We start from the raw sequence: 23,752 nt of genomic DNA, 5'->3' as shown, positions 1-23,752 counted from the left end.
CTGCCATCGGCTCCGCCACGACCTCGGTCAGTGCGGCGGACTTCCTCGCGGCCGTTGACAAAGCATGGTTTTCCTACATAGTTAGTAGGTAAGCCTTTTGGGAGGTATGCGACCACGTGAAATTCCTCGCCATCACCCTCATCGCGCACGGCCCTGACCCGCTGACCGGCGAGACCAGGTCCACCACCGAGCGGTTCCGCGAAGTCGTGGACAACGCCGTACTCGCCGAAGAGCTGGGCTTCGACGGCTACGGGGTGGGAGAGCGGCACGAGCGGCCCTTCATCTCCTCCTCGCCGCCCGTCGTGCTCAGTCACATCGCCGCCCGGACCTCCCGCATCCGGCTGTTCACCGCCGTCACCACGCTCAGCCTGCTCGACCCCGTGCGGGCGTACGAGGACTACGCGACGCTCGACCACCTGTCGGGCGGCCGTCTGGAGCTGATCATCGGCAAGGGGAACGGGTCGGCCCAGGCGCGGCTCTTCCACGTCACCCCCGAGGACCAGTGGGACCGCAACCGGGAGGCGTACGAGCTGTTCCGCAGGCTCTGGCGGGAGGACAGGGTCACGTGGGAGGGCCGGTTCCGGCCGTCCCTCACGGACGCGGAGACCTGGCCGCGCCCGTTGCAGCAGCCGATCCGGGTCTGGCACGGCAGCGCCACCAGCAAGGACTCGGTCGACCTGGCCGCCCGCTACGGCGACCCGCTTTTCTCGGCGAACGTCACCAACCCCATCGAGCCGTACGCCGAACTGGTCGACCACTACCGCGAACGGTGGGCGCACTACGGGCACGACCCCGCCGACGCGCTGGTGGGCGCGGGCAGCGCCGGCTTCTACGCGGCGCGCACCTCCCAGGAGGCGATCGCGACCTACCGGCCGATCTACGACGCCCGGGTCGCGCTGTTTCGCAAGTCGGGCGTGGAGCCGGTCTTCCACTCGCTGGAGGACGCCATCGAGCGCGGCTCGATCCTCGTCGGCAGCCCGCAGCAGATCATCGACAAGGTCCTCCGCTACCACGACCGGCTCGGGCACGAGGTCATGCACCTCAGCGCGGACGCCGACGGCCTGACCCGGGCCCAGCATCGGGCGGCGCTGGAGCTGTTCCAGAGCGACATCGCCCCCGTGCTGCGCAAGGAGATCCCGAGCAGGCCGTTCCCCGCCGTGCCCGGGACCCCGCAGGCGGACGGCGCGACCCCGCAGGACGCCGTCGCGACCCGGCAGAGCACCGCGCCAACCCCGCAGAGCACCGCGACGACCCCGCAGAGCACCGTCACGAGCACCGGAGTGCCGGCATGAGCGTTCCCCAGCCGACAGCACAGCCCACTGCGCAGCCGGGCAGCACTGCGCAGCCGGGTAGCACAGCGCAGCCGGGCAGCACAGCGCAGCAGGTCGGCACTGCGCAGCCGGGCAACCGGCCGGTTCCCCTGTCGATCCTCGACCTGTCCCCGATCCCGTCCGGCAGCGGCGCGGGAGACGCGTTGCGCAACAGCATCGACCTCGCCCGCCACGCCGAGCGTCTCGGCTACCTCCGCTACTGGGTGGCCGAGCACCACTTCGCGGCCGGCGTCGCGAGCTCGGCCCCGGCGGTGCTCATCGGCCTCATCGCGGCCGCGACGAACCACATCAGGGTGGGCTCCGGCGCGGTGCAGCTCGGCCACCAGACGCCCATCGCGGTGGTCGAGCAGTTCGGCCTGATCGACGCGCTCCATCCCGGCCGGATCGACCTCGGGCTCGGCCGGTCCGGGCAGCGCAGGGCGGAGGCTGTGGCGGAGGCCGGCCGGGCTCCCGAGGCCGCCCGGACCTCCGGACCCCGTGAGTCCCGGGTGGTGGACGGGCTGCTGATCCCGCCCGCGTTCTCCTTCGCCGAGCTGGCCCGCTCTCCGCAGCTCGCCCTCCAGGCCGCGCTGCTGCAACAGCCGGGCGCGCGGACCCCCGACTTCGCCGAGCAGGTCGACGAGGTCGTCGCCTTCCTGGAGGGCACCTACCGGTCGGCGGAGGGGATCGCGGCGCACGCCGTGCCGGGCGAGGGCGCCGAGGTGGAGCTGTGGATCCTCGGCAGCAGCGGCGGGCAGAGCGCGAAGGTGGCGGGGGAGCGCGGCCTGCCGTTCGCCGCCAACTACCACGTCAGCCCGGCGTCGGTGCTGGAGGCCGTGGAGGCCTACCGGGAGGCGTTCACCCCCTCCAAGGTGCTGTCCGAGCCGTACGTCGTCGTCTCGGCGGACGTGGTCGTGGCCGAGGACGACGAGACGGCCAGAGAGCTGGCCAAACCGTACGGCCTCTGGGTACGCGCCATCCGCACGGGCCAGGGGGCGATCCCCTATCCGACGCCCGAGGAGGCGGACGCGCACGTCTGGAGCGAGGCCGACAGGGAGCTGGTGGCCGACCGCGTGGACACCCAGTTCGCGGGCTCGCCGGAGACGGTCGCGGAGCGGCTGCGCGTGCTCCAGCGGGTCACGGGCGCCGACGAGTTGCTCGTCACCACCATCACGCACGGGCACGCCGACCGGGTCCGCTCCTACGAGCTGCTCGCGGAGGCGTGGCACGGAAGACGCACGCCAGGGGCGAGATCGTGAACGTCCCCGGCCTTCGCGTGCCGCAGATCAACCGGCCCGATCCTCGCGGGCGCGCCTCGTGAGCGCGACGGCGGGGAGCGCGGCCGCGCCGGCGGTGGTGCGCCCGACCACGCGGCGCCGGACTACACGGCGCCGGACTACGCGGTGCCGGACTACGCGGTGCCGGACTACGCGCTGCGGGACTACGCGCTGCGGGACTACGGGGTGCGGGACTACGGGGTGCCGGACTACGCGGGCTACGAGGTGCGCCACGTCGGGGTCGGCGATCCCGAGGCGGAACCGCTGCTGGCCGGCCTCAGTGCGGAGTACACGGCCCGCTACGGCCCCAACGACGAGCTCGCGCGCTTCCCGGCACACGAGTTCGCCCCGCCCCACGGGGCGTTCCTGGTCGTCGTCTCCGGCGGCGAGACCATCGCGGGCGGCGCGTTCCGCAGGTACGACCCGGTCACGGCCGAGCTGAAGCGGATCTGGTCCCACCCCTCCCACCGGCGGCGTGGGCTCGGCCGGGCCGTGGTGCGCGCGCTGGAGCGCGAGGCGGCCGTACGTGGGTATCGCCGCGTCTACCTCACGACCGGCCCCCGGCAGCCGGAGGCGGCCGCGCTCTACCTGGCCGCCGGATACACGCCGCTGTTCGACGTGGACGACCGTCCCGTCCGCGGCCCCCTTCCCTTCGTCAAGGATCTCTCCGGCGTCCGTCCCGGCATTCCAGGGCGGGACCCGCTGCCGGAGTCCGAGGCGTTCCACGCGGGCACAGCAGGAGGACCACTGTGAAGGTCATCAGGGGCGCGCTTCCCCTCATCCTCGTCGCGGCCCTGGCCGCGTGCGGTTCCGAGACGCCGGCCGCGCAGGCGGGCGGCACCTCTCTGACGTGGGCCGTCGAGACCGAGCCCATCACGTTCAACCCCCATCTGTGGGCGCAGAACAAGGCCAGGCTGCTGGTGTTCAACCAGTTCGACGCGCTGCTCGCGCACGGGAAGGACGGGTCGTTCGTCCCGTGGCTCGCCTGGTCGTGGAAGGTCTCGGACGACGGGCGCACCTACACCCTGGAGTTGCGTGACGACGTCACCTTCCAGGACGGCACGAAGTTCGACGCGGCCGCGGTGAAGGCGAACTTCGACAAGCTGCGCGAGCCCGGCTACAACCCGACGGTCGCCGCCATCCAGCTGCACGCCTTCGACAAGGCCGAGGTGCTCTCGCCCACCACCCTGAAGATCACGCTGAAGGAGCCGGACGGACTGTTCCTCGACTTCCTCGCCTCGCCGTACGCCGGGCAGGTGTCGCCGAAGTCGCTCCGCGAGGCCAAGGAGCTGAAGGCCGGCGGCCCGGACGTGGTCGGGACCGGCCCGTTCGTCCTCGACCGATACGTGAAGGGCCAGGAGGTCCACTACCGGCGCAACCCCCGCTACAACTGGGCGCCGCAGGGCAGCGCCCACCAGGGACCGGCGTACCTGTCGGAGGTCACCTACCGCTTCCTGCCGCAGGCGGCCGTCCGCATCGGCGCGCTCACCTCCGGGCAGGTCCAGGTCGTCGAGGGCGTCCCGGCCACCGACGTCCAGTCGATCAAGCAGGACCCGGGGCTGTCCTTCCAGTCGGCGCTCAACTCCGGCACGTCGTTCTCCTACTACTTCAACACCTCCCACCCGCCCTTCGACGACAAGCGGGTGCGGCAGGCGTTCCGGGAGGCGGTCGACGTCGACGCCGTGCTGGCCTCCGTCTACCAGGGCACCGCCAAGCGGGCCTGGAGCGTCGTCGGCGACACCAGCCCGTTCTACGACCCGTCCCTGGAGAGGACGTACGGCGGGGACGCCGCCAAGGCGAACGCGCTGCTCGACGCGGCGGGCTGGACCCGGCGCGACGCCGAGGGCTACCGGGTCAAGGACGGCAAGCGGCTGACGGTCCGCTCGGTGGCGTCGGCGCCGTTCGTCCGCGACCGCAGGGACATCCTGGCCCAGGCCATCCAGGCGCAGGTCAAGCAGACGGCGGGGATCGACTTCCAGGTGAAGATCGTGGACCAGGGCACGGCGCAGAAGGCGCTCGACGACGACGCGTACGAGATCTTCGAGAACTCGCGCGGCGACTCCGACGTCGGGGCCGCGCTCAACCTCATCCTGCCGAAGGGCGGGGCCATCAACCGCACCCACTACGAGGACGCCGCCCTCGACGGATGGCTCGCCGACGCGTCGGCGAGCTCCGACGCCGCCGAGCGGAAGGCGCTGTACGCCAAGGTCCAGCGCAAGGTGGTGGCCGACGAGGCGATCGTCTTCCCCATCTACGTCCCCTCCGACCAGATCGCGGCGAGCAGGAACGTGCAGGGTCTGGGCTTCGACCCCGTGTCCGGCACGCCGCGCGGCGTCTACGACGTGCGGATCGCCGCATGACGGCGGCGCCACCGGCCCGGCAGCCCACGACACCGCCGTCCACGACACCGCCGTCCACGACACCGCCGTCCACGACACTGATTTCCGCGACACCGACCTCCGCGACCCGGCCGCCCGTGGCCCGGCCGCCCGCGTGGCGGCGGCTTTCCGCCCTGCGCGCGCCCGGCTGGCTGGGCATACCGGTGCGGCGGCTCGTCTCGGCCGTGGCCGTGCTGTGGGCGGCCGCCACGACCGCGTACGCGGCCCTGCTGCTGGCCCCGGGCGACACCGTCGACATCCTCGTGGGCGACGGCGCCGACACACCGGAGATCCGCGCGCAGATCATTGCCGAGTGGGGGCTGGACCGGCCCGAGGCCGTACGCTACCTGAGCTATCTCGGCCGTCTGCTGCACGGCGACCTCGGCCGTTCCTACCAGCTGCAGCGCGGCGTCGGCGAGGTCCTGGCCGGGCAGGTGGGCCCGACCGTGCGGCTGACCCTGGCGGCCGCCGCGGTCGGCGTGGTGCTGGCGCTCGTCCTGGCGGTGGCGACGGCGGGCAGGTCGGTCTGGCCGCGCCGGATCGTCTCCGCCGCCGAACTGGTGGCGGTGTCGGTGCCGCAGTTCGTGATCGGCATCGTGCTGCTGTTCGTGTTCTCGTTCTCGCTCGGCTGGTTCCCCGTCTCGGGTGCGGCCGATCCGCAGGCGCTCGTCCTTCCCGCGCTGGCGCTCGGCCTGCCCGTCGCCGGCGTGCTCGGGCAGGTGCTCAGGGAGGGCCTGGAACGCGCGCTGGAGCAGCCGTTCGCGGTGACCGCCCGCTCGCGCGGCCTCAGCGAGCGGGCCGTGGTGGCCCGGCACGCGCTGCGGCACGCGCTTCTTCCGGCCGTCACCCTCACCGGCTGGTTCACCGGCGTCCTGCTCGGCGGGGCCGTCATCACCGAGGCACTTTTCGGCCGTCCGGGGCTCGGCCGGGTGACCATGCAGGCCGTCAGCGCCAAGGACATGCCGGTCGTGATGGCCGTCGTCATCCTGTCCGCGGCGGTGTACGTGACGATCAGCGCCCTGCTCGACCTCGCCTACCGGCTCATCGACCCCCGGCTCAGGAGCGCATGATGGCCGTCGCCGCACCCGCTGTCAGGCAGGGCGCCCGCCCGCGCCCCGGCCTCGTCCTCGCCCTACTCGTCCTGGCCGTGCTGGTCGTCGCCGTGGCGGCCCCCGGCCTGGTCACCCGGGTCGACCCGCTGGCGGCCGACCCGCTGCGGGCGCTGGCCCCGCCCGGCGCGGGTCATCCGCTCGGCACCGACCACCTCGGCCGCGACGTGCTCGCCCGCGTCGTGTACGGCGCCCGCCACTCGCTCGGCATCGGGGTCCTCGCCACCGCGCTCGCGGTGGGCGCGGGCTCGCTGCTGGGCCTGGCCGCCGGGCTGGCGACCCGCCTGGCCGGTGAGGCGCTCGCCCGCCTGTTCGACGTGCTGTCTACCTTCCCCGAGCTGCTGCTCGCACTCCTGGTGATCGCCATCACGGGTCCCGGCACATGGAACGTCGTCGCCGCGATCGGGATCGCCCAGATCCCCACGTACGCGCGGGTGGTCAGGGCGCAGACGTTCGTCGTGCGCCGCTCCGGCTACGTCGAGCAGGCGGTGACCTTCGGCCACTCGCGGGCCCGCGTCGTCGCCCGGCACGTGCTGCCCAACGTCGTCGGGCCCGTCCCTGTGCTGGCCACGATGGGGCTCGGCCAGGCCGTCATCGCCACATCGGGCCTCAGCTTCCTCGGCATGGGCCCCCAGCCGCCCGCCCCCGAGTGGGGCACCATGCTGGCCGAGTCGCGGGACTACCTGCGCGTGGCCTCGTGGGTGGCCTTCTCCCCGGGAGTGGCCCTCACCCTGTCGGTCGTGTGCCTGACGGTCGCCGGGCGGCACCTCCAGCGGCGTTTCGAGGGAAGGACACCATGACAGAGCTCGCGATCACCCGTGCCGACTCCGCCCCCGACTCAGCCCCCGGCCCCGCCGCCGCTCCGCCGCTCGTCGCTGTGGAGGACCTGCGGGTCTCCTTCCCCGCCTCCGGCGTCGAGGCCGTACGCGGGCTGTCGCTGTCGATCGCGCCGGGGGAGTGCGTCGCCCTGGTCGGCGAGTCGGGGTCGGGCAAGAGCGTCACGGCCCGCGCCCTCATCGGCCTGGCTGGCCCGGGCGCGAAGGTGCGGGCGTCGGCCTTCCGCGTCGGCGGCGGGGACGCCCTGACCTTCGGCCCGCGCGAGTGGCGCCGCGTGCGCGGCCGGTTCGCCGGGCTGGTCCTGCAGGACGCCCTGGTCTCGCTCGACCCGCTGCGCACCGTGGGGGCCGAGATCACCGAGGTGCTGGCCGAACATGACGTGGTGCCCCGCCAGGCCCGCCCGGAGCGCGTCCGGGCGCTGCTGGAGGCCGTGGGCGTCCCGGACCCCGAAGTGCGCGTGCGGCAGCACCCGCACCAGCTGTCCGGCGGGCTGCGGCAGCGGGCGCTGATCGCCTCCGCCATCGCCGCGGAGCCGGAGCTGATCATCGCCGACGAGCCCACGACCGCCCTCGACGTGACCGTGCAGGCCCAGATCCTGCGGCTGCTCGCGGACCGCAAGGCGGCCGGGACGGCGCTGCTGATGATCAGCCACGACCTCGCCGTGGTGGCCGCGGTCGCCGACCGCGTCCTGGTCATGAAGGACGGCCTGGTGGTCGAGGAGGGGCCGCCGCGCGAGGTGCTGACGGCTCCGCGGCACGACTACACCCGTGCCCTGCTGGCCGCCGTGCCCTCCGCCTCCGCCGTGCCGCGCCGGCCGCAGCGCTCCCCGGAGGCCGCCCCTCGCGATCCCGTGCTCGCCGCCACGGGGTTGTCGGTCGCGTACGGCTCGCGCAGGGCCGTGGACGACGTCTCCTTCCGCCTGCACGCGGGGGAGACGCTCGGCGTGGTCGGCGAGTCGGGGTCGGGCAAGACGACCCTCGCGCGGCTGGCCCTCGGCCTGCTCGCGCCGGACGCGGGGGAGGTGACCCTGCGGGGAGGTCCGTGGAGCGGCCTGCCCGAGCGGCGGCGGCGCCCCCTCCGCCCCGCCGTCCAGGTGATCGCGCAGAACCCGCTGGACTCCTTCGACCCGCGTCACACGGTGGGCCGTCTGGTCACCGACCCGCTCTCCGCGCTGCCGAGGCGGCGGCGCCGGGAGCGCGCCGTCGAACTGCTGGGCCGGGTCGGGCTGCCGCCCGAACTGCTCGGCAGGCGTCCCCGGGAGCTGTCCGGCGGCCAGCGGCAGCGCGTGGCCATCGCCCGCGCGCTCGCGTCCCGGCCCGAGGTGCTCATCTGCGACGAGCCCGTCTCCGCGCTCGACGTGTCGATCCAGGCCCAGGTGCTCGACCTGCTGGCCGAGATCCAGGCCGAGGACGGCACGGCGCTGCTGTTCATCTCCCACGACCTGGGCGTCGTCCGCCACCTGAGCGACCGGGTCCTGGTGATGAAGGACGGCCGCGTGGTGGAGGAGGGGGACGCCGTCGAGGTCTTCCATCACCCCCGGCACCCGTACACCCGGGAGTTGCTCGCGGCCGTGCCCCGGCTCCCCGGCCCCGCGCCCTCGGCGTGAGCCGTGCTCCGCTGGGCGCCGGCAGCGAAACGCCGCCGCTGACGTCTTCAGGTGGGCCACAAACGCAATCCACGAGAGCTGCCCCGACATCGGACCGGACAGCCCGGGCTGGGCGTCGGGATCCCGCCCGCGTGGTCCCGGGTGAGGGGCGAGCGGTCCGCGCCGGCTCGCCCCTCACGCGGCTCTATGCCGCGTAGCGGCTCGCGGGACGGGCCAGCCCGAGCCGCCCGCGCAGGTCCGCCGTGTCGTACGCCGTCCGGAACGCGCCCGCGTTCTGCAGCGCGGGCACCAGGCCACGGGTGATCGCCGCCAGGTCGTGGGGCAGCACGCCCGGCCGGAGGCGGAATCCCTCCAGACCCGCCTCCCGCCACTCCAGCAGCAGCCCGGCGAGCTCCTCGGGGGTGCCGGTGAAGACGTGCGCGTCCGAGTCGAGCGCGGCGCCGTCGAGGTCGTCCAGCCGGGCCTTGCGGCCGGCCGCGTCGTGGGCGTCGAGGAAGACCACCAGATCCGCGAAGATCCGCAACGGCGGCTCGGTGCGGCCGACGGCCGCCTCAGCCGCCCGGACGCTCTCGACGATCGCGGCGGCGTCCTCCCGGTCGCGTGGCGTGACGTACACGACGTCGGAGGACCGGGCCGCGAACTCGTACGGCAGCGTGTCGTGGGCCAGGGAGGTGACCAGCGGCTGGCCCTGCGGGGAGCGCGGCGTGATCGACGGGCCCTTCACGCTGAACCACTCGCCGCGGAAGTCGATGTAGTGGAGCTTGTCGCGGTCGATGAAGCGGCCCGTCGCGACGTCGCGGATCTCGGCGTCGTCCTCCCAGCTGTCCCACAGGCGGCGGACCACCTCGACCGCGTCGGTGGCCTCGGCGAACAAATCCAGCACGTGCTTGCCGAAGACGGGATCCCGGTCGGGGGAGTAGTCCTGCGGCGGGAACGGGGAACGACGGCCGAAGTGCGCGACGTGGTCGGGGCGGCCATAGATCTGGGGCCGCCAGCCGGCCCTGCCGCGGCTGATGTGGTCGAGCGAGGCGATGCCGATCGCGACGTGGAACGGCTCGGTGTGGGTCGTGCCGGCGGTCGGCACGAGGCCGATCCGCGAGGTCAGCGGGGCCACACGCGACGCGATCAGCACCGCGTCGAGCCGCCCGCGCACCTGGTCGAGCCGCCCGTCGGGCTCGTTGAGGTGGGAGGACTGGAGGCCGAGCGCGTCTTCGAAGGTGACGAAGTCGAGCAGCCCGCGCTCCGCCTCCGCGACGAGTTCGGCCCAGTAGCCGGGGGTGAACAGCCGGTCCGGCCGCGCGCCTTCGGCCCGCCACGCGGCCGGGTGCCAGCCCGCCCCGTCCAGCGCGACGGCGAGATGCAGGGTCATGAGGTCTCCTCGGTACGGTTCGGAGTGCGGGGGGCGAGGCCGAGGTGGTCGCGGAGGGTGGGCCCGGTGTAGTCGGTCCGGAACACGCCCTTCTCCTGCAACAGGGGGACGACCTTGTCGACCAGGTCGTCCAGCCCGCCGGGAGTCAGGTGGGGCACGAAGATGAAGCCGTCGGCCGCGTCGGTCTGCACGAAGTGATCGATCTCGTCGGCGACCGACCGCGGCGTGCCGATGAAGGTCTGCGGCGCGGAGACCTCGATGGCGAGCTCGCGGATCGACAGGTTCTTCTCCTCGGCGAGGGCGCGCCACTTGGCCACCAGCTCGCCGCGGTCACGGCGGAACGCCGCGTGGCCCTTGGACACGCCCTCGTCCAGGTTCGGCTCGACGTCGGGCAGCGGGCCGTCCGGGTCGTATCCCGACAGGTCGCGGCCCCACACGGCCTCCAGGAAGTAGATGGCCGTCTGCGGGCTGACCTGCGCACGGCGGATCTCGGCGGCCCGTTCGGCGGCCTCGGCCTCGGTGTCGCCGAGCACGTACGTCACGGCGGGAAGGATCTTCAGCTCCTCCGGCCGCCGTCCGTACGCGGCGAGCCTGCGCTTGACGTCACGGTAGAAGGCGCGGCCCTCCTCCAGCTTGCTGTGCCTGCTGAAGATCACGTCAGCCGACGACGCCGCGAACTCGCGGCCCTCGTCGGAGTCGCCGGCCTGGATGATCACCGGGTGGCCCTGCGGGCCGCGCGGCACGTTGAACAGCCCCGAGATGTCGAAGTGCCTGCCCTGGTGACGGAAGGGGGTGACGCCGCCGGGCCGCAGGAACCGCCCCGACTCCGGATCCGCGGCCACCGCGTCCGATGCCCACGAGTCCCACAGTTCCCTGGCGGTCTGCAGGAACTCCTTCGCCCGGGTGTACCGGTCGGCCTCGGCCAGGAAGCCGCCCCGGCGGAAGTTCTCCCCGGTGAAGGCGTCGAAGCTGGTCACCACGTTCCACGCGGCCCGGCCTCCGCTCAGGTGGTCGAGTGTGGCCAGCCGTCGCGCCACCTCGTACGGTTCGTTGAAGGTGGAGTTCACCGTCGCGGCGAGCCCCAGGTGTGTGGTGACGGCGGCCAGGGCGGAAAGGACCGTGAGCGACTCCGGGCGTCCCACGACGTCCAGGTCGTGGATGCGGCCCTTCGCCTCGCGCAGCCGCAGTCCTTCGGCCAGGAAGAAGAAGTCGAACTTCCCGCGTTCGGCCGTCTGCGCCAGGTGGCGGAACGAGTCGAAGTCGATCTGACTGCCCGATGCGGGGTCGGACCAGACCGTGGTGTTGTTCACGCCGGGGAAGTGCGCGGCGAGATGGATCTGCTTGGTCACGGGGGACTCCTGACGTCTCGGCGCGACGAAACCTAGTAATACAGTAGGTAAAGAGGGTTTTGTCGTCAATCGATCGTCGGCGATCACTGGTCGAACGGCCCCCAGCCGCGCTGAGGGCCGTTCGCCGCGTTCGAAGAGCGGGAGATCAGACGCCGAACGCCGCCGGGTAGCGGATGACGCCGCTCGGGACCGGCCGTTCAGGGTCAAAGGCGAGCGCCATCATGTACTTGTCCTCGACGTCGAAGGGCGGGCGGATGCCGTACCCGGAGGCAGGGGTGAAGCCGAAGCGCGGGTAGTACTCGGCGTGGCCCAGCACGACCACCAGGTTCTCGCCCTGCTCGCGGGCGGCGCGCAAGGCGGCGCGGATGGCGGCCGAACCCGCGCCCCGCCGCTGATGTTCTGGCCTGACGGCGCACGGGCCCAAGGCGAGGGCGGGTGAGTCGCCGACGTGGCAGCGGGTGAGCAGCGCGTATCCGGCGAGCTCGCCGCCGGGGGCCTCGGCCAGCCAGGACATGCCGGGCAGCCACGCCTGGGGGTCGGCCCGCAGCGCCTCGACGAGGTCGGCCTCGTGCGGGCTGGGGAAGGCGGCAAGGTTGATGTCGCGGATTGCGGCGACGTCGCCGGGGCTGCTCGGGACGGGGTGGTCCAGGAAGGGGTCATGGGCGGGGTTCGTCTCCCTGTTGTGCGGATGAAGGACGTGGCCGGTCACAGCTGCCGGTCCCGGAACCTGTACGTGGCGCGCAGGTGACTGGTGATGGCCTTCTGCTGGTCGACGCGCTCGTCGCGCAGCCGGGCATCGGTGCGTGAGGCCGCCCAGGCGTTCTCCCGTTGCAGCTTGCGGTAGCTGCGCAGGCGACGTTCGGGCAGCTCCACCCGCCTCGACTGGCGCCCGGACCGCGCACCCCGGCTCGGTGTCGTGGGCGCAGTCGCCGAAGCGGCAGTGCGCGGCGAGGTCTTCGATCTCGGCGAAGACCTGCTCCAGGCCGTCGGCGGCATCGTGCAGGCTGATCCCACGCAGGCCGGGCGTGTCGATGAGGACCCCGCCGCCGGGCAGGGGGAACAGCTCACGACGGACGGTGGTGTGGCGGCCCTTGCCGTCCTGCGCGCGCACCGCGCCGGTGGCCAGCGACTCCTCGCCCAGCAGGGTGTTGCCGAGGCTGGACTTGCCCGCACCCGAGGGGCCGAGCAACACGGTGGTGCCGCGCAGCAGCGCGGCCAGCACGTCGATGTTGTGACCCGTGGCGACGCTGGTGACCAGGATGTCCACGCCGGGTGCCAGCGCGCCGGCCTCGGCGTGGACGGCCTCGGGATCGGCGGCCAGATCCGCCTTGGTCAAGACGATCAGCGGCCGCGCCCCGCTCTCCCAGGCCAGAGCGAGCAGCCGTTCCAGTTTGGCCGCGTCCAGGGGCGTAGCCAGGGACAGGGCGACGACGACCGTGTCGACGTTGGCGGCGAGCACCTGCCCGTGGGAGGACCTGGACGCCGACGAGCGCACGATCGCGCTGTGCCGCGGCAGCAGCGCCGTCAGGTGCGGCTGGGTGCCCGGGCACAGCGCGGCCCAGTCGCCGGTGCAGGGCGTCAGGAGCGGGTTGGGCGGGTGCGGCGCGGTGAACGTGGCCCGCACCGGGCCCGAGGTGGTGATCGCCGTGCACAGGCCGCGATCGACCCGGGAGATCCGGGCCGGCACGAGGCCCGCTCTGTGATGTTCGGTGAAGGTCTGGTCGAGTGCGTCGGTCCACCCATAGCGGGACAGGCCGGACGGTTCGGTGTATGTGTGTGGCAACGTGAGACCCTTGCGGAGAAGGGGCCCCGACGAGACGCGGACATCACCCCGCCTCGCGAGCCGGGTGGCTCAAGGCTGGGGGAGGAAGTGGGTCAGACCGGGGCCCGGGACGTGAGGTTGGTCCGGGCGCTGCGCAGGGCAGCGGTCTTCACCGCGGTCATCAAACCTCACCTCCCTCCCACGCCGATCCGATACCGAACGGCGGCAGCCTAGCACCCCGGACAGGGGCGGTCGTACCGTTGCCGTTCCCTGTCGGCCCGTCCGCGATCGATCGGGGACGGGCCGGTCTGCGGCCTGCGGAGTCCACCACGGCCCGGCTCGCTCGGCTATGGCGAAAGGCCTGCTATGCCTCGGACGTCACCCGGGCCGCGACGATGGGCCTCGTGGCGACGGAGTGGAAGGCGCTTTCGTCCGTTCCCCAGCGGTATCCGTAGAAGTCGCCGTTCGCGTCGGCGTAAAGGACCATGAAGCCGTATCCCACGCCGCTGTATTCGGTGGAGCCACTGCTCCGTGAGTCGTCGCGGCCGTCCGCGACAGGGGCGGTCCCGTGCGGGTTGCTCGTGGAGTCCACGACCTCGACCACATATTCGGTCGTATTCGGATCGCTGTCCGTGACCACCGTGCCGGCCAGCGATCGGACCACCGGTGTGTGCCCGCTTCCCCCGCTGGCGCCCGCCTCGTACTTGATCGCAATGATGTCTCCGGGCGCGAGGGAGGCCACCTTGGTTATCTTGTCCATGTGGTCGACGGTGTCGGCATTTATGCGGTCGTAGTATCGCGCGCTGTTGGGACTGGTGCTCGAGAATTCAGTGCTGAAATACGTGCTGGTGGCCCACGGGTAGGTATGCGCCAGAAGCTTGGTGACGAAAGGGGCGCACTGACTTTCGCTGTAATAGCTCGCCGGGACCCCGGGCGTGCCCCAGGTGACGACGGAGCCGGCGCATCCGGTGCCGCAGTACTTGTTGTATGAGGACTCCGACGGCCAGCCGATCGAATTCAGCTCGTCCACCAGCTCTTCCGCCGCGCCGATGTGGTCCGTCACGGGTCCGGCCATCGCCGCCTGGGGGGTCGGCGTGAAGGCCGCGAGAATGCCCGCACCGATCGAAGCGGCCACCTTGCGAAGCCTCATCGCGTCTCCATTTTTTGTGCGCACCTGATGCGCACCTGAAAGAAAAGCCGTGTCGCCCCTCATCATCAGGTGTCCGTACGCGGAGGCGCAATACCGTCGCGAGACTCTCATAATCGGCTTCTGATAAACCCTTGTATCGTCTCGGCTGAAAATCGCCGCCGAAGGACTTCCCGTACCGCTCGCCGGTGGGTCAGGCCGTCGTGCGGATCGGGCCGGTCCACTTCAGCTCGGGCAGGTTGACCACGATCGCCTCCTGCGTGCTGCGGGGCGTGCCCCGACGGTGGCGCCGCTGATGGCGGCATGTCCGCCCTCCCCGCCCTGCCCCTCACGTGACCGGTACGTCGGCGGGTACGTCGGCGGGCACGCGGACGGCGACGAACGCCGTCCGCCGGCGGAGACGGAAGCCGAGCGCCTCGTACACGCGGATCGCCGTGGTGTTGCTCGCGGCGGCGTGCATGAACGGGGTCTCGCCGCGGGCGCGGATGCCGGCGGCGACGGCCAGCACCAGCCGGGACGCCAGGCCCTGGCGGCGGAAGGCCGGATCGGTGCAGACCGCGCTGATCTCCGTCCAGCCGGGCGGGTGCAGCCGCTCCCCGGCCATCGCGACCAGCGCACCGCCGCGGCGGATGCCCAGGTAGGTGCCCATCTCGATGGTGCGCGGCCGGAACGGGCCCGGCTGCGTGCGCGCGACGAGGTCCAGCATCTCCGGCACGTCCGCCGTCTCCAGGCGGACCGCCTCGTCGTCGGGTGCCGGGACCACGTCGTCGCCGACCAGTTGCACGCCCGCGCCGTTCGAGACCACCTCCCACCCGTCCGGCACCGCGGCGGCGGCGCCGGTGACCGGGACCGTCGCGCCGGGCCCCGCGAGCGCGGCGAGGTCGCTCCAGTCCGCGGGGCCGGGCTCGTCGGGCAGCGCGAAGAACGGGGAGACGTCGTCCGGGTAGCGCGCCGCGTTGCCGTACCGTTCGGCGAAGTGCGCGTGCGGGCCGGTCAGCGACGCCCACGCGGGGTTGTCCAGAAGGTGCCGCTCGCTCACCGCGGCCCTCCCCGGGACGCGTCGCCGTGTCCGGTGCTCACGCGCTCACCTCCATGGCCGTCTCACCGCGGGTGCCGCCGTACGGGGGGAATGCGCATGCCTTCGGCATCGGATCTCCTGTCACTCGTCCTCCTGCGGACGCATCCTAGGCAATTACCTACTAAACAAGTAGGTCTTGACGGTATTCCATCCCTGTGCTGAAGATAGAGAAATGTCGGACGCCCGCGATCAGCGCGGTCGCCGGGAGGGTTGATCCATGACTGTCGAGCCCTTCGCGCTCAATCACGTCCACTTACCCGACGCCACGGAGGCACGATGACCGCGCCCGCCGTGCTGGAGGAGACGGCGGCGGAGTCCGCCGGCTCGCTGACCGTGATCAAGGCACGGCACCCGGGACGCTGGATCGCCGGCGCCGTGGTGGCCGTGCTGCTGGCGATGGCGGTCAACGCGCTGGTCACCAATCCGGCCTGGGACTGGCCGGTCGTCGGCGCGTACCTGTTCCATCCCTCGGTGCTGCACGCGGTGCTGTTCACCGTGGAGCTGACCGCGCTCGGCATCGTGCTCGGCTTCCTGCTGGGGACCGTGCTCGCGCTGATGCGGCTGTCGCGCGTCCCGCTGCTCGCGTCGGCGGCCTGGGGTTACGTGTGGCTGTTCCGCTCGGTGCCGCTCATCCTGCAGTTGCTGTTCTGGTACAACCTCGCCGCCCTGTACAAGCAGATCTCGTTCGGGGTGCCGTTCGGGCCCGCGTTCTTCTCCGTCGGCTCGATGGACCTGATCGGACCGGTGACGGCCGCCGCGCTCGGCCTGGCGCTGCACCAGGCGGCGTACGCCGCGGAGATCGTGCGCGGGGGCTTCCTGTCGGTGGACCCGGGCCAGCTGGAGGCGGCCGCCGCGCTCGGCATCCCGAGGGCCAGGCAGATCTTCCGGATCCAGCTTCCGCAGGCCATGCGGTCGATCGTCCCGGCAGCGGGCAACGAGATCATCGGCCTGGTCAAGGGCACTTCGGTCGTCTACATCATGGCGCTGCCCGAGCTGTTCTACCAGGTCCAGGTGATCTACAACCGCAACGGCCGGGTGATCGCGATGCTGCTGGTGGCCGCGATCTGGTATCTCGTCCTCACCACGGTGCTGTCGGCCGCGCAGTACTACGTGGAACGCAGGTTCGGCCGGGGCCTCGCGCGGGCCCTGCCGCCCACGCCGGTGCAGCGGGTGCGCCGGATCCTCACCGTACGGCGGGCCGCCCGGCGGCAGCGCCCGGCCGGGGACGGAGGCGGGCGGCGATGAGCGCACCAATGGTCGACGTGCGCGGCGTGCACAAGAGCTACGGCCCCCTGGAGGTCCTGCGCGGGGTGGACCTGCGGGTCCAGCCCGGTGAGGTGACGGTGATCATCGGTCCGTCCGGGTCGGGCAAGTCGACGCTGCTGCGCAGCATCAACCACCTGGAGAAGATCGATCGCGGGTACGTCGCCATCGACGGCGAGTTCGTCGGCTACCGGCGGTCCGGAGACCGGCTGTACGAGCTGCGGGAACGCGACATCCTGCGCCGGCGCACCCAGATCGGCTTCGTCTTCCAGAACTTCCACCTGTTCCCCCATCTCACCGTCAGGGAGAACGTGACCGAGGCCCCCATCTCGGCCCAGCGCCGCCCTCGCGACGAGGTCGAGGCGCTGGCGACCGAGCTGCTCGAGCAGGTGGGCCTGTCCGACAAGGCCGGCGCCTACCCGCGGCAGCTGTCCGGGGGACAGCAGCAACGCGTCGCGATCGCCCGGGCCCTGGCCCTGCGGCCCAAGGTCGTGCTGTTCGACGAGCCCACCTCGGCGCTCGACCCCGAGCTGGTGGGCGAGGTGCTGGAAGTGATGAAGGCGCTCGCCCGCAGCGGCACCACCATGATCGTCGTGACCCACGAGATCGGCTTCGCCCGCGAGGTCGCCGACACCGTGGTCTTCATGGACGCCGGTCAGATCGTCGAGCAGGGCCCGCCCGGGCAGGTGCTCGACCGGCCGAGGCACGACCGTACGCGCGCCTTCCTCAGCAAGGTTCTCTGAACCTCTCAGCAGGGTTCTCTGAACCCCTCAGCAAGGTTCTCCGAATCTCTTCGCACCGTGCTCTGAATCCCTGAGCAGAACGCTCCAATCCCTGAAGGACGATCCATGTCACCATCCCGGTTATCCGTGCTCGGCGTGTCCGCTCTGCTGCTGCTCGCCGCCTGCGGCACGGTTCCCGACGACGGCGCGGCCGGCAGCGGCGCAGCCGCCGCTGCCGCGGCCCCGCCCGGCGTACTGAAGATCAATACGAGTCCGGAGCAGAACCGGATCCGGGCCGAGAAGGTTGAAGCGATCGCCGCCGAGGTGCCCGCCGCGATCCGGGCCAAGGGGGAGTTCCTGATCGGCACCTCCACGTTCGAGCCGCCGCTGTCGTTCGTCGCCGACGACAACGTCACCCCGATCGGGGTGGAGGAGGACATCGCCTCCCTCGTCGCCGACGTGCTCGGCCTGAAGCTGCGCATCGAGGCCACGTCGTGGGAGAACCTGTTCCTCGCGGTGCGGTCCGGCAAGTACGCGGCCGGCTTCTCCAACATCACCGTCACCGAGGAGCGCAAGGACATCTACGACTTCGCCACCTACCGGCTGGACCAGCTGGCCTGGGAGGTGCCGAAGAACAGCAAGATCACGTCCATCGCCAAGCCGGCCGACGTCGCCGGCCTCAGCGTGGCGGTGGGCTCCGGCACCAACCAGGAGAAGATCCTGCTGGGCTGGGACAAGCAGAACCGCGCCGCCGGGCTGAAGCCCGCTCAGATCCAGTACTACAAGCAGGCGGCCGACACCTACCTGGCGCTCAAGTCCGGCCGGATCCAGGCGTACTTCGCACCCAACCCCACCTCGGCCTACCACGCCGCGGTGAGCGGCGACACGAAGATCGTCGGCACCTACTCAGGCGCCGGGCCCACGCTCCAGGGGCTCATCGCCGCGATGACGCAGAAGGGCAACGGCCTGGCCAAGCCGATCGCCGACGCCCTCAACGCCCTCATCAAGGACGGCACCTACGCCAAGGTCCTCGCCCGCTGGGGCCTGTCCAACGAGGCAGTCCCCGAATCCCTGGTCAACCCGCCCGGCCTGCCCCGCGAGCAGTAGGCCCCCTCGGCTTCGGCTCACACCGCGCAGCTTTCGCGGGTTCGGGCCGGAGCGGTTCTTCTCAGTTCCGCGGCGGGGCGGCGGGGCGCCCGGGGGACCGCCGGGCCGTACCCCAGCCGGATGATCATCTGGATGTGCCCGCGCCGATGGTGGGGATCGCTGCGGCGGCGCATGTCGCGGAGGTCGAGCGGCTGGTTGAGGAACGAGGCCGAGACGCCGTGGACGGTGGCGGTCAGCAGCAGGCGTTGCAACGCCTGGCCGGCGCGCAGCCAGTCGAGGGGGCCGTCGCCCGCCGTGGTGAGCACCGCAAGCCGGGGACGGGACTCGAAGTGGACCGGCCCACGCTCCCTGTGCAGTCCGAAGTCCCGGACCGGCGCCGGGTCGTCGGCGCAGCCGGGCCCCTGCACGTAGGACGGCAGGCCGTCGCGGCGGTTTCCGCTCATCGTCCACGCCCGCAGCTCCGCCTGGTAGCCGCCGTCCTTGGCCAGCTCGTCGTCGGCGATGGCGACGTGCTCCAGCAGGTCCGCCGCGGCGTGCCGGCCGAGCATGACCAGGCAGGCCCCCTCACGAGCGGCCGCGTCGCGCAGATCCGCGAGCACATGCTCGGGGACCCGCCGTTCGCTGAACGGCTCCCGGTTGGTCCGGCGCAGGCCGATGCGGTCGTACAATTCGCGCGTTCGCACAGGGGCCGGCCGGTACGGCGACACGCGGACGGCGGCCAGGAGCCGCGGCTCCTCCGCGGTGTTCGGCAGCAGCCAGACCAGCGGCCGGTGACCGGCCGTCCGCACGGCGAGCCGGAGGTTGAACAGGGCGGCGCCACAGCTGACGTGCAGCGAGCGCCCGCGAGGGTCGCTGACCCGGAGCCGCCGGTCGGGGTCGGCCAGCAGTTCGGCGAACTCCCCGTGAAGCGCTTCGAGCCGCCAGGGCTGCGTGTTGAGCACCGAGGGCGCCTGCCCGGCGGCGGTGAGCAGTCGGTGGAAGGCGAGTTCTGTGGCGAAGGGAGAATTCACGGCGCACCTTCTCTTGGAAGTCTTCCGCGGGGGCCCGCTGTCGTCAGGGTGGAAGCGCGATGGGCGGCCCCGGCCGAGCCGCGCCCACCCCCAGGGGGCAGGGGGTGGGCGCCGGAGTCTGCTGCGTGAGGATCGGTCTACTTGAGGTCGGTCTACTTGAGGATCGGGAGGCGGCGGACCAGGGGGGTGGCGGCCCACCACTTGCCGAGTCCGAGGGTGGTGCCGGCGCCGGCGAGGGCGAGGCCCGCCAGGACGATGGCGTAGACGATGTGCTCGTCCATGAAGGGGTTGGTGGTCAGCGGCAGTTCGGCGGCCCACATCATCAGCAGGAGCAGTCCGCCGGTGGTGGCGGCGATGCGCATGCCCACGCCGAGGATGAGGGCGGCGCCGATGCCGGCGAGGCCGGCCATGAACAGCCAGTCGACCCAGGCCTGGCCCGCGAGGGTGTTGAACAGGCCGCCGAAGGTGTGGTCGGCGGTGCCCTTCAGGAAGCCGGTGGTCGGGCTGCCGCCGTTGATCCAGGCCTTGGCGGCGGGAGTGGCGAAGCCCCAGCCGAACAGCTTGTCCAGGAAGGCCCACAGGAACACCCAGCCGATCGCGATCCGGGCCGCGGCCCACACGTACCGCACCGGGCGGGTGGTGGCGGGGATCGCATCGCCGTGCGCGCGGGGGGCGGGGACGGTGACCGCGCCGGTGGGAGCGGCGGCGTCGAGGCGGTGGTTCCTCTGGTTACGCCCTTCGGTGATGGCCATGACCGGCCCCTTTCAACGTCTTTTCTCTTTCGACACCTCAAGGAAACCGCGATCACCGGCGGTGCCGCAGGAGCCGTACGGCACGCTCCGGTCGTCTCGAAGTCCCGTGATCGTGGGACTTTCGGTCCAAGCCCGGCAGACAGGACTTTCTTGAGCGGTGGCGGTGGAAGGCGAGGATCCTGCCTGAGGATTCGCGATGGACAAGGCCGTCGCCGCCGACATGTGGAGTGATAGAGGGCTCCGTCCCAGCGCCTGTATCGGCGGGTGCCTGGGCACACCCGGCGGTAATCAGCAAAGTGACGAGAACACGGGCAGCGCGTGACATGCGGACGCCGTGGTTCCCTTCGCGACCGATTCTGCAGGGGAACGCGCGTACGGCTCTCACCAAGGACTCGTCCCGGTGCGGATGTAGTAGATGACGACGCCGAGAACCCGTTCCCTTTCGCGGTCGCCGTTCTCCTCGCTCAGGTGGGTCTGCCCCGCGGCCTGGACAGTGGCTTCGGCGGCATCGATGAGATCCACGCCGGGATCGAGGGCATGGGTGAGCGCCTGCACGGCTCGCTCCTTGAGCAACAGGCGCCCGTGCTCGGTGTCGTGACCGGGTATGAGGTCCGGCCCTCGTCGGGCTTCGGCCAGATACCGGTCCCGGAGACCGGAGAGACGGCGGCGCACCTCCTGTGCCTCCCCGCTGCGGTCGCCCGCCGCGATCAGCCGCATGGCCTCGTCGATGAGCGGGCCCTCCAGGCCGGTAGTGGCGACGGCGAGTTCGGCGGCGATCTGGATGATCTCCGGCAGCCTGCCGGGGGTGGGGTCGGCGGCGATGGCGCCGATTCGGTGGTCGCGCTCGGCGATGGCACGCATGTCGGCGTCCAGAAGATCCGCGGGCGTCACCGCGCGGGGCGGCTGCGGATACAACTGAACCCCCAGGTGCGCTTGCTGCAACCACTGGCCGTCCACCCGTATCCCGGACAACTCCTCGCCGACGGCGAGGGCGGCGGCGAACCAGTCGCGCCGCCACTGTTCTTGCGTCACCGTGAGACCGGCGAGCCAGTCACGGCCCGCACTGGGCGCGACGGTGTCCAGATCAAAAGGGTCGAAAGCGGCGACGAGTTCCCCGTCTGCTACGTAAGCGATCCTCACCTGGCGGTTCACTGTCCACCGGACACTGTACGCCCGGCCGCCGGCCGCCACTTCACGCAGAATCCGCAGGCTGGTGCCGCGGGCGTTGAAGGGTTCCATGACGATGGTCCACGCGCCGTGCCGGGCGGCCAGCATGATGCCGTCGGCCTCCTCGTCCAGGTCTTCGTACGCCGTGGCCTCGACGTCCTCGTAGGTGGCCGGGCGGGCAGCGGAGATGTCGCCACCGAAGCCGCGGACGAGTTCGGCGAACGCGGTGCCGGATTCGCCGATCCTGATCCAGCTCATGCAGCACTGGTCGGGGAACAGGTGTCGCGCCTTTTCATAGGCGGTGGAGGAAAGGTTCACGGGTCCTCGATCGATGAGACGGTGACGGAGGGGGTGCCGGAAGCACCCCCTCCGTCACCTGTTGCCGGCTACTGTCGCCTGGGTCATGTCTGACGAATCATGACCCTGCTGCGTGTGGCCCAGCGGTGCCCCGCTGCGTTGTCATGAGATTCCGTCTATTGTGCAGAGGTCGAAGTCCTCGATCTCTTCTGGAAGGGATCGGTCACGATGTTCCCGGCGGCCCCGCTTACCGGCCTGGACGCACCCGGCAGGATCACGTCCACCCAGAAGGGCGAGAACTGTCTGATGCGGTTGCGCTGGTAGAACACGCTGGTGCGGGATCCCGAGGAGCAGTAGTCGGCCGTGTAGTCCGGCCCGAGGTAGCCCCCGAGCCCCAGCACGGACCCGTACTGCATCAGCCCGTTGGCCAGGAAGACCTTCTGCCCGTCGGCGACGTCGTAGCCGGTGTACAACTCCTGCCCGGACTCGCTCACCACGAGCCGCGGCACGGGCGGCCCCGCGGTGTACGTACGGAAGGCGAGCACCCCCATGACGAAGAACCCGAACACCGCCACCAGCGCCGCCGCCTGGATCCAGCGCTTGGAGACCACTCTCTGCGCGTCCCCGTCCCCGTCCCCGGAACCATCGATCACCGATCTCGATCAGGAAGGGGAGAGGTCCTACTCCTATCGGGCGCCGGTTGTAGCGGTCGAGAAGACACGCCCTCCGCAGGCCACGAGCCTGACCGAGCGTGCCGCAGGGGTCTTGGCGGCGCCGGATCCCCGTAGCACGATCGGGGCATGCGGTCTCCGGCTGGCGGGAGGTCTGGATGGCGACCGTCCTGCTCCCCGGCGATCCGCGCAGGCTCGGCGGCTACTGGCTGGCCGGCCGCCTGGGCGAGGGCGGGCAGGGCGTCGTGTACGAGGCCTACGACGAGGCCGGTCGCCGGGTGGCCGTCAAGGTCCTCCGCCCGGCGGGTGGGCCGGGGGACGTGCGGGCGAGGGCGCGGTTCGCCAAGGAGGTCGCCGCCGCGCGCCGGGTCGCGCCCTTCTGCACGGCCAGGGTCATCGCCGCCGACCTGGAGGGCCCCCAGCCGTACATCGTGAGCGAGTTCGTCGCCGGGCCGAGCCTGCGCGCGGCGGTCGCGCGGGACGGGCCGTACGGGCCGGGGGAGCTGCACCGCCTCGCCACGGGCATCGCGACGGCGCTGGCCGCCATCCACGGGGCGTCCGTGGTCCACCGCGATCTCAAACCGGACAACGTGCTGATCGGCCCCGACGGCCCGCGGGTCATCGACTTCGGCATCGCGCGGACCGCCGACATGTCGCTGACGACGACCGGGCACGTCGCCGGCACACCGGCGTTCATGGCTCCGGAGAGCGTGCTCGGGGTACGGACGGGCCCTGCCGTCGACGTCTGGGCCTGGGGAGCCGTGACGCTGTTCGCCGCCACCGGCCGGGAGCCGTTCGCCGAGGGGGCCGCGCGCCTGCCCGTACGCGGCGGCGATCCGGACGCGGCGGGGCAGGCGCTGACCGGGGTGGCGGCCCTGCTGCACCGCATCCTGGCGGCCGAGCCGGACCTGGCGGCTCTCGGGGAGCCGCTGCGCGGCCTGGTGGCCCGCGCGCTCGACAAGAACCCGGAGGCCAGGCCGGACGCGGACACCCTCCTCGCGACGCTGCTCGGGCACCCGTCGCCGGGAGGCGCGGCGCTGCTCGCGGAGGGCACCCGTACGGCCGAGGGTCTCGGGCCGTCCAGGGCCGTCGCGCCGCCCTCCCTCGCGGCCGTGGCCGAAGAGGCGTACGGCGCGCTCGTTCCGGCCGACCAGGCGCTGGTGCCGCGGATCCTGCTGCGCATGGTCGCGCCGGGGGAGGGAGGCGACGACCTTCCCCGGCCGGTGCCCGAGGACGAGCTCCTCGACGGCGTGGTCGACCGGGAGACGGCCGGCCGGGTGCTGTCGGGCTTCGCGCGCGCCGACCTCGTCGTACGGGAGGGCGAGACGGTCGCTCTCGCCGCGTCCGCCCTGCTGCGCGCCTGGCCCCGGCTGCGCGAGTGGGTTGACGCGGATCGGGCGGGCCTGCGGGTGCAGCGGCCGCTGACCGAGGCCGCCCGGATGTCGGGACCTGCACGACCGGCGCCGACGCCGTACAGCGGCGCCCTGCGCATGCGCGAGGCCCTTGGGAGCAGGGCGCGCATGGTCGCCGTCGACTCCGGC

Annotated in this window: 20 protein-coding genes; 11 read left to right on the top strand and 9 right to left on the bottom strand. The window is 72.1% G+C overall.

Annotated elements, in window-relative coordinates; all coding sequences use genetic code 11:
• Positions 1 to 116 precede the first annotated feature (116 nt).
• The 7 genes from B1L11_RS30090 (at position 117) to B1L11_RS30060 (ending at position 8,517) form a co-directional block, all read left to right on the top strand.
• Positions 117 to 1,292, top strand: a complete 1,176-nt coding sequence (locus tag B1L11_RS30090; protein ID WP_079318628.1) for an LLM class flavin-dependent oxidoreductase — start codon at positions 117 to 119, stop codon at positions 1,290 to 1,292.
• Positions 1,289 to 2,569: an MsnO8 family LLM class oxidoreductase gene (locus tag B1L11_RS30085; RefSeq protein ID WP_079318614.1), complete on the top strand. Its 1,281-nt coding sequence runs from the start codon at positions 1,289 to 1,291 to the stop codon at positions 2,567 to 2,569. Before B1L11_RS30090 ends, B1L11_RS30085 begins: the two co-directional genes overlap by 4 nt.
• 144 nt (positions 2,570 to 2,713) lie before the next feature.
• Positions 2,714 to 3,340 carry a GNAT family N-acetyltransferase gene (locus tag B1L11_RS30080; RefSeq protein ID WP_256863018.1) on the top strand — a complete coding sequence of 209 codons (627 nt, stop codon included), beginning with the start codon at positions 2,714 to 2,716 and terminating at the stop codon, positions 3,338 to 3,340.
• A complete protein-coding gene (locus B1L11_RS30075; RefSeq protein ID WP_079318612.1) occupies positions 3,337 to 4,947 on the top strand; it encodes an ABC transporter substrate-binding protein in 1,611 nt (536 codons plus the stop codon). Before B1L11_RS30080 ends, B1L11_RS30075 begins: the two co-directional genes overlap by 4 nt.
• On the top strand, positions 4,944 to 6,035 hold the full coding sequence (locus tag B1L11_RS30070; protein WP_079318598.1) for an ABC transporter permease: 1,092 nt from the start codon (positions 4,944 to 4,946) through the stop codon (positions 6,033 to 6,035). The genes B1L11_RS30075 and B1L11_RS30070 overlap by 4 nt, the downstream gene beginning before the upstream one ends.
• Entirely contained in the window at positions 6,032 to 6,874 is an 843-nt protein-coding gene (locus tag B1L11_RS30065) for an ABC transporter permease (RefSeq protein ID WP_079318585.1), read from the top strand. Before B1L11_RS30070 ends, B1L11_RS30065 begins: the two co-directional genes overlap by 4 nt.
• Positions 6,871 to 8,517 (top strand): ABC transporter ATP-binding protein, encoded by a 1,647-nt coding sequence (locus B1L11_RS30060; protein ID WP_079318583.1) that lies wholly within the window; start codon positions 6,871 to 6,873, stop codon positions 8,515 to 8,517. The genes B1L11_RS30065 and B1L11_RS30060 overlap by 4 nt, the downstream gene beginning before the upstream one ends.
• Before the next feature lie 184 nt (positions 8,518 to 8,701).
• Here B1L11_RS30060 and B1L11_RS30055 read toward each other — a convergent pair whose 3' ends face one another.
• The 5 genes from B1L11_RS30055 to B1L11_RS30030 all read right to left on the bottom strand — a co-directional run bounded on the left by B1L11_RS30055 (position 8,702) and on the right by B1L11_RS30030 (position 15,183).
• The gene (locus B1L11_RS30055) at positions 8,702 to 9,886 is read right to left on the bottom strand and encodes an LLM class flavin-dependent oxidoreductase (RefSeq protein WP_079318581.1); all 1,185 of its coding nucleotides are present in this window, start codon (positions 9,884 to 9,886) and stop codon (positions 8,702 to 8,704) included.
• The gene (locus B1L11_RS30050) at positions 9,883 to 11,235 is read right to left on the bottom strand and encodes an NtaA/DmoA family FMN-dependent monooxygenase (protein ID WP_079318579.1); all 1,353 of its coding nucleotides are present in this window, start codon (positions 11,233 to 11,235) and stop codon (positions 9,883 to 9,885) included. The genes B1L11_RS30055 and B1L11_RS30050 overlap by 4 nt, the downstream gene beginning before the upstream one ends.
• A 145-nt stretch (positions 11,236 to 11,380) precedes the next feature.
• A complete protein-coding gene (gene rsgA / locus B1L11_RS55290; RefSeq protein ID WP_372974745.1) occupies positions 11,381 to 13,018 on the bottom strand; it encodes a ribosome small subunit-dependent GTPase A in 1,638 nt (545 codons plus the stop codon).
• A gap of 343 nt (positions 13,019 to 13,361) precedes the next feature.
• The gene (locus B1L11_RS30035) at positions 13,362 to 14,147 is read right to left on the bottom strand and encodes a hypothetical protein (RefSeq protein WP_079318575.1); all 786 of its coding nucleotides are present in this window, start codon (positions 14,145 to 14,147) and stop codon (positions 13,362 to 13,364) included.
• A 325-nt stretch (positions 14,148 to 14,472) separates the two neighbouring features.
• Complete coding sequence (locus B1L11_RS30030; RefSeq protein WP_079318561.1) at positions 14,473 to 15,183, bottom strand: GNAT family N-acetyltransferase; 711 nt, start codon at positions 15,181 to 15,183, stop codon at positions 14,473 to 14,475.
• Positions 15,184 to 15,498: 315 nt separating this feature from the next.
• Here B1L11_RS30030 and B1L11_RS30025 point away from each other — a divergent pair, with 315 nt between their 5' ends.
• From B1L11_RS30025 to B1L11_RS30015, 3 genes are all read left to right on the top strand, one after another.
• The gene (locus B1L11_RS30025) at positions 15,499 to 16,467 is read left to right on the top strand and encodes an amino acid ABC transporter permease (RefSeq protein WP_079318559.1); all 969 of its coding nucleotides are present in this window, start codon (positions 15,499 to 15,501) and stop codon (positions 16,465 to 16,467) included.
• Positions 16,464 to 17,228, top strand: a complete 765-nt coding sequence (locus B1L11_RS30020) for an amino acid ABC transporter ATP-binding protein (RefSeq protein ID WP_079318557.1) — start codon at positions 16,464 to 16,466, stop codon at positions 17,226 to 17,228. The genes B1L11_RS30025 and B1L11_RS30020 overlap by 4 nt, the downstream gene beginning before the upstream one ends.
• Before the next feature lie 105 nt (positions 17,229 to 17,333).
• The gene (locus B1L11_RS30015) at positions 17,334 to 18,314 is read left to right on the top strand and encodes an ABC transporter substrate-binding protein (protein WP_079318555.1); all 981 of its coding nucleotides are present in this window, start codon (positions 17,334 to 17,336) and stop codon (positions 18,312 to 18,314) included.
• 17 nt (positions 18,315 to 18,331) lie between these two features.
• On the opposite strand, the gene B1L11_RS30010 is transcribed toward B1L11_RS30015, so the two are convergent.
• From B1L11_RS30010 to B1L11_RS29995, 4 genes are all read right to left on the bottom strand, one after another.
• Complete coding sequence (locus B1L11_RS30010) at positions 18,332 to 19,324, bottom strand: hypothetical protein (RefSeq protein WP_079318553.1); 993 nt, start codon at positions 19,322 to 19,324, stop codon at positions 18,332 to 18,334.
• 152 nt (positions 19,325 to 19,476) lie between these two features.
• On the bottom strand, positions 19,477 to 20,076 hold the full coding sequence (locus tag B1L11_RS30005) for a hypothetical protein (RefSeq protein ID WP_079318551.1): 600 nt from the start codon (positions 20,074 to 20,076) through the stop codon (positions 19,477 to 19,479).
• Positions 20,077 to 20,457: 381 nt separating this feature from the next.
• On the bottom strand, positions 20,458 to 21,561 hold the full coding sequence (locus B1L11_RS30000; protein ID WP_079318537.1) for a DUF6461 domain-containing protein: 1,104 nt from the start codon (positions 21,559 to 21,561) through the stop codon (positions 20,458 to 20,460).
• 155 nt (positions 21,562 to 21,716) lie between these two features.
• A complete protein-coding gene (locus tag B1L11_RS29995; RefSeq protein WP_079318535.1) occupies positions 21,717 to 22,193 on the bottom strand; it encodes a hypothetical protein in 477 nt (158 codons plus the stop codon).
• A 176-nt stretch (positions 22,194 to 22,369) separates the two neighbouring features.
• Here B1L11_RS29995 and B1L11_RS29990 point away from each other — a divergent pair.
• Positions 22,370 to 23,752 (top strand): serine/threonine-protein kinase (locus B1L11_RS29990; protein WP_143737646.1); only part of this gene is annotated, 1,383 nt, incomplete at its 3' end.

The organism is Microbispora sp. GKU 823 (genome assembly GCF_002027145.1).
Taxonomy (GTDB): Bacteria; Actinomycetota; Actinomycetes; order Streptosporangiales; family Streptosporangiaceae; genus Microbispora; species Microbispora siamensis.
The sequence above is the reverse complement of the archived record's forward strand: the minus strand, read 5'-3'. Positions and strand labels throughout refer to the sequence as shown.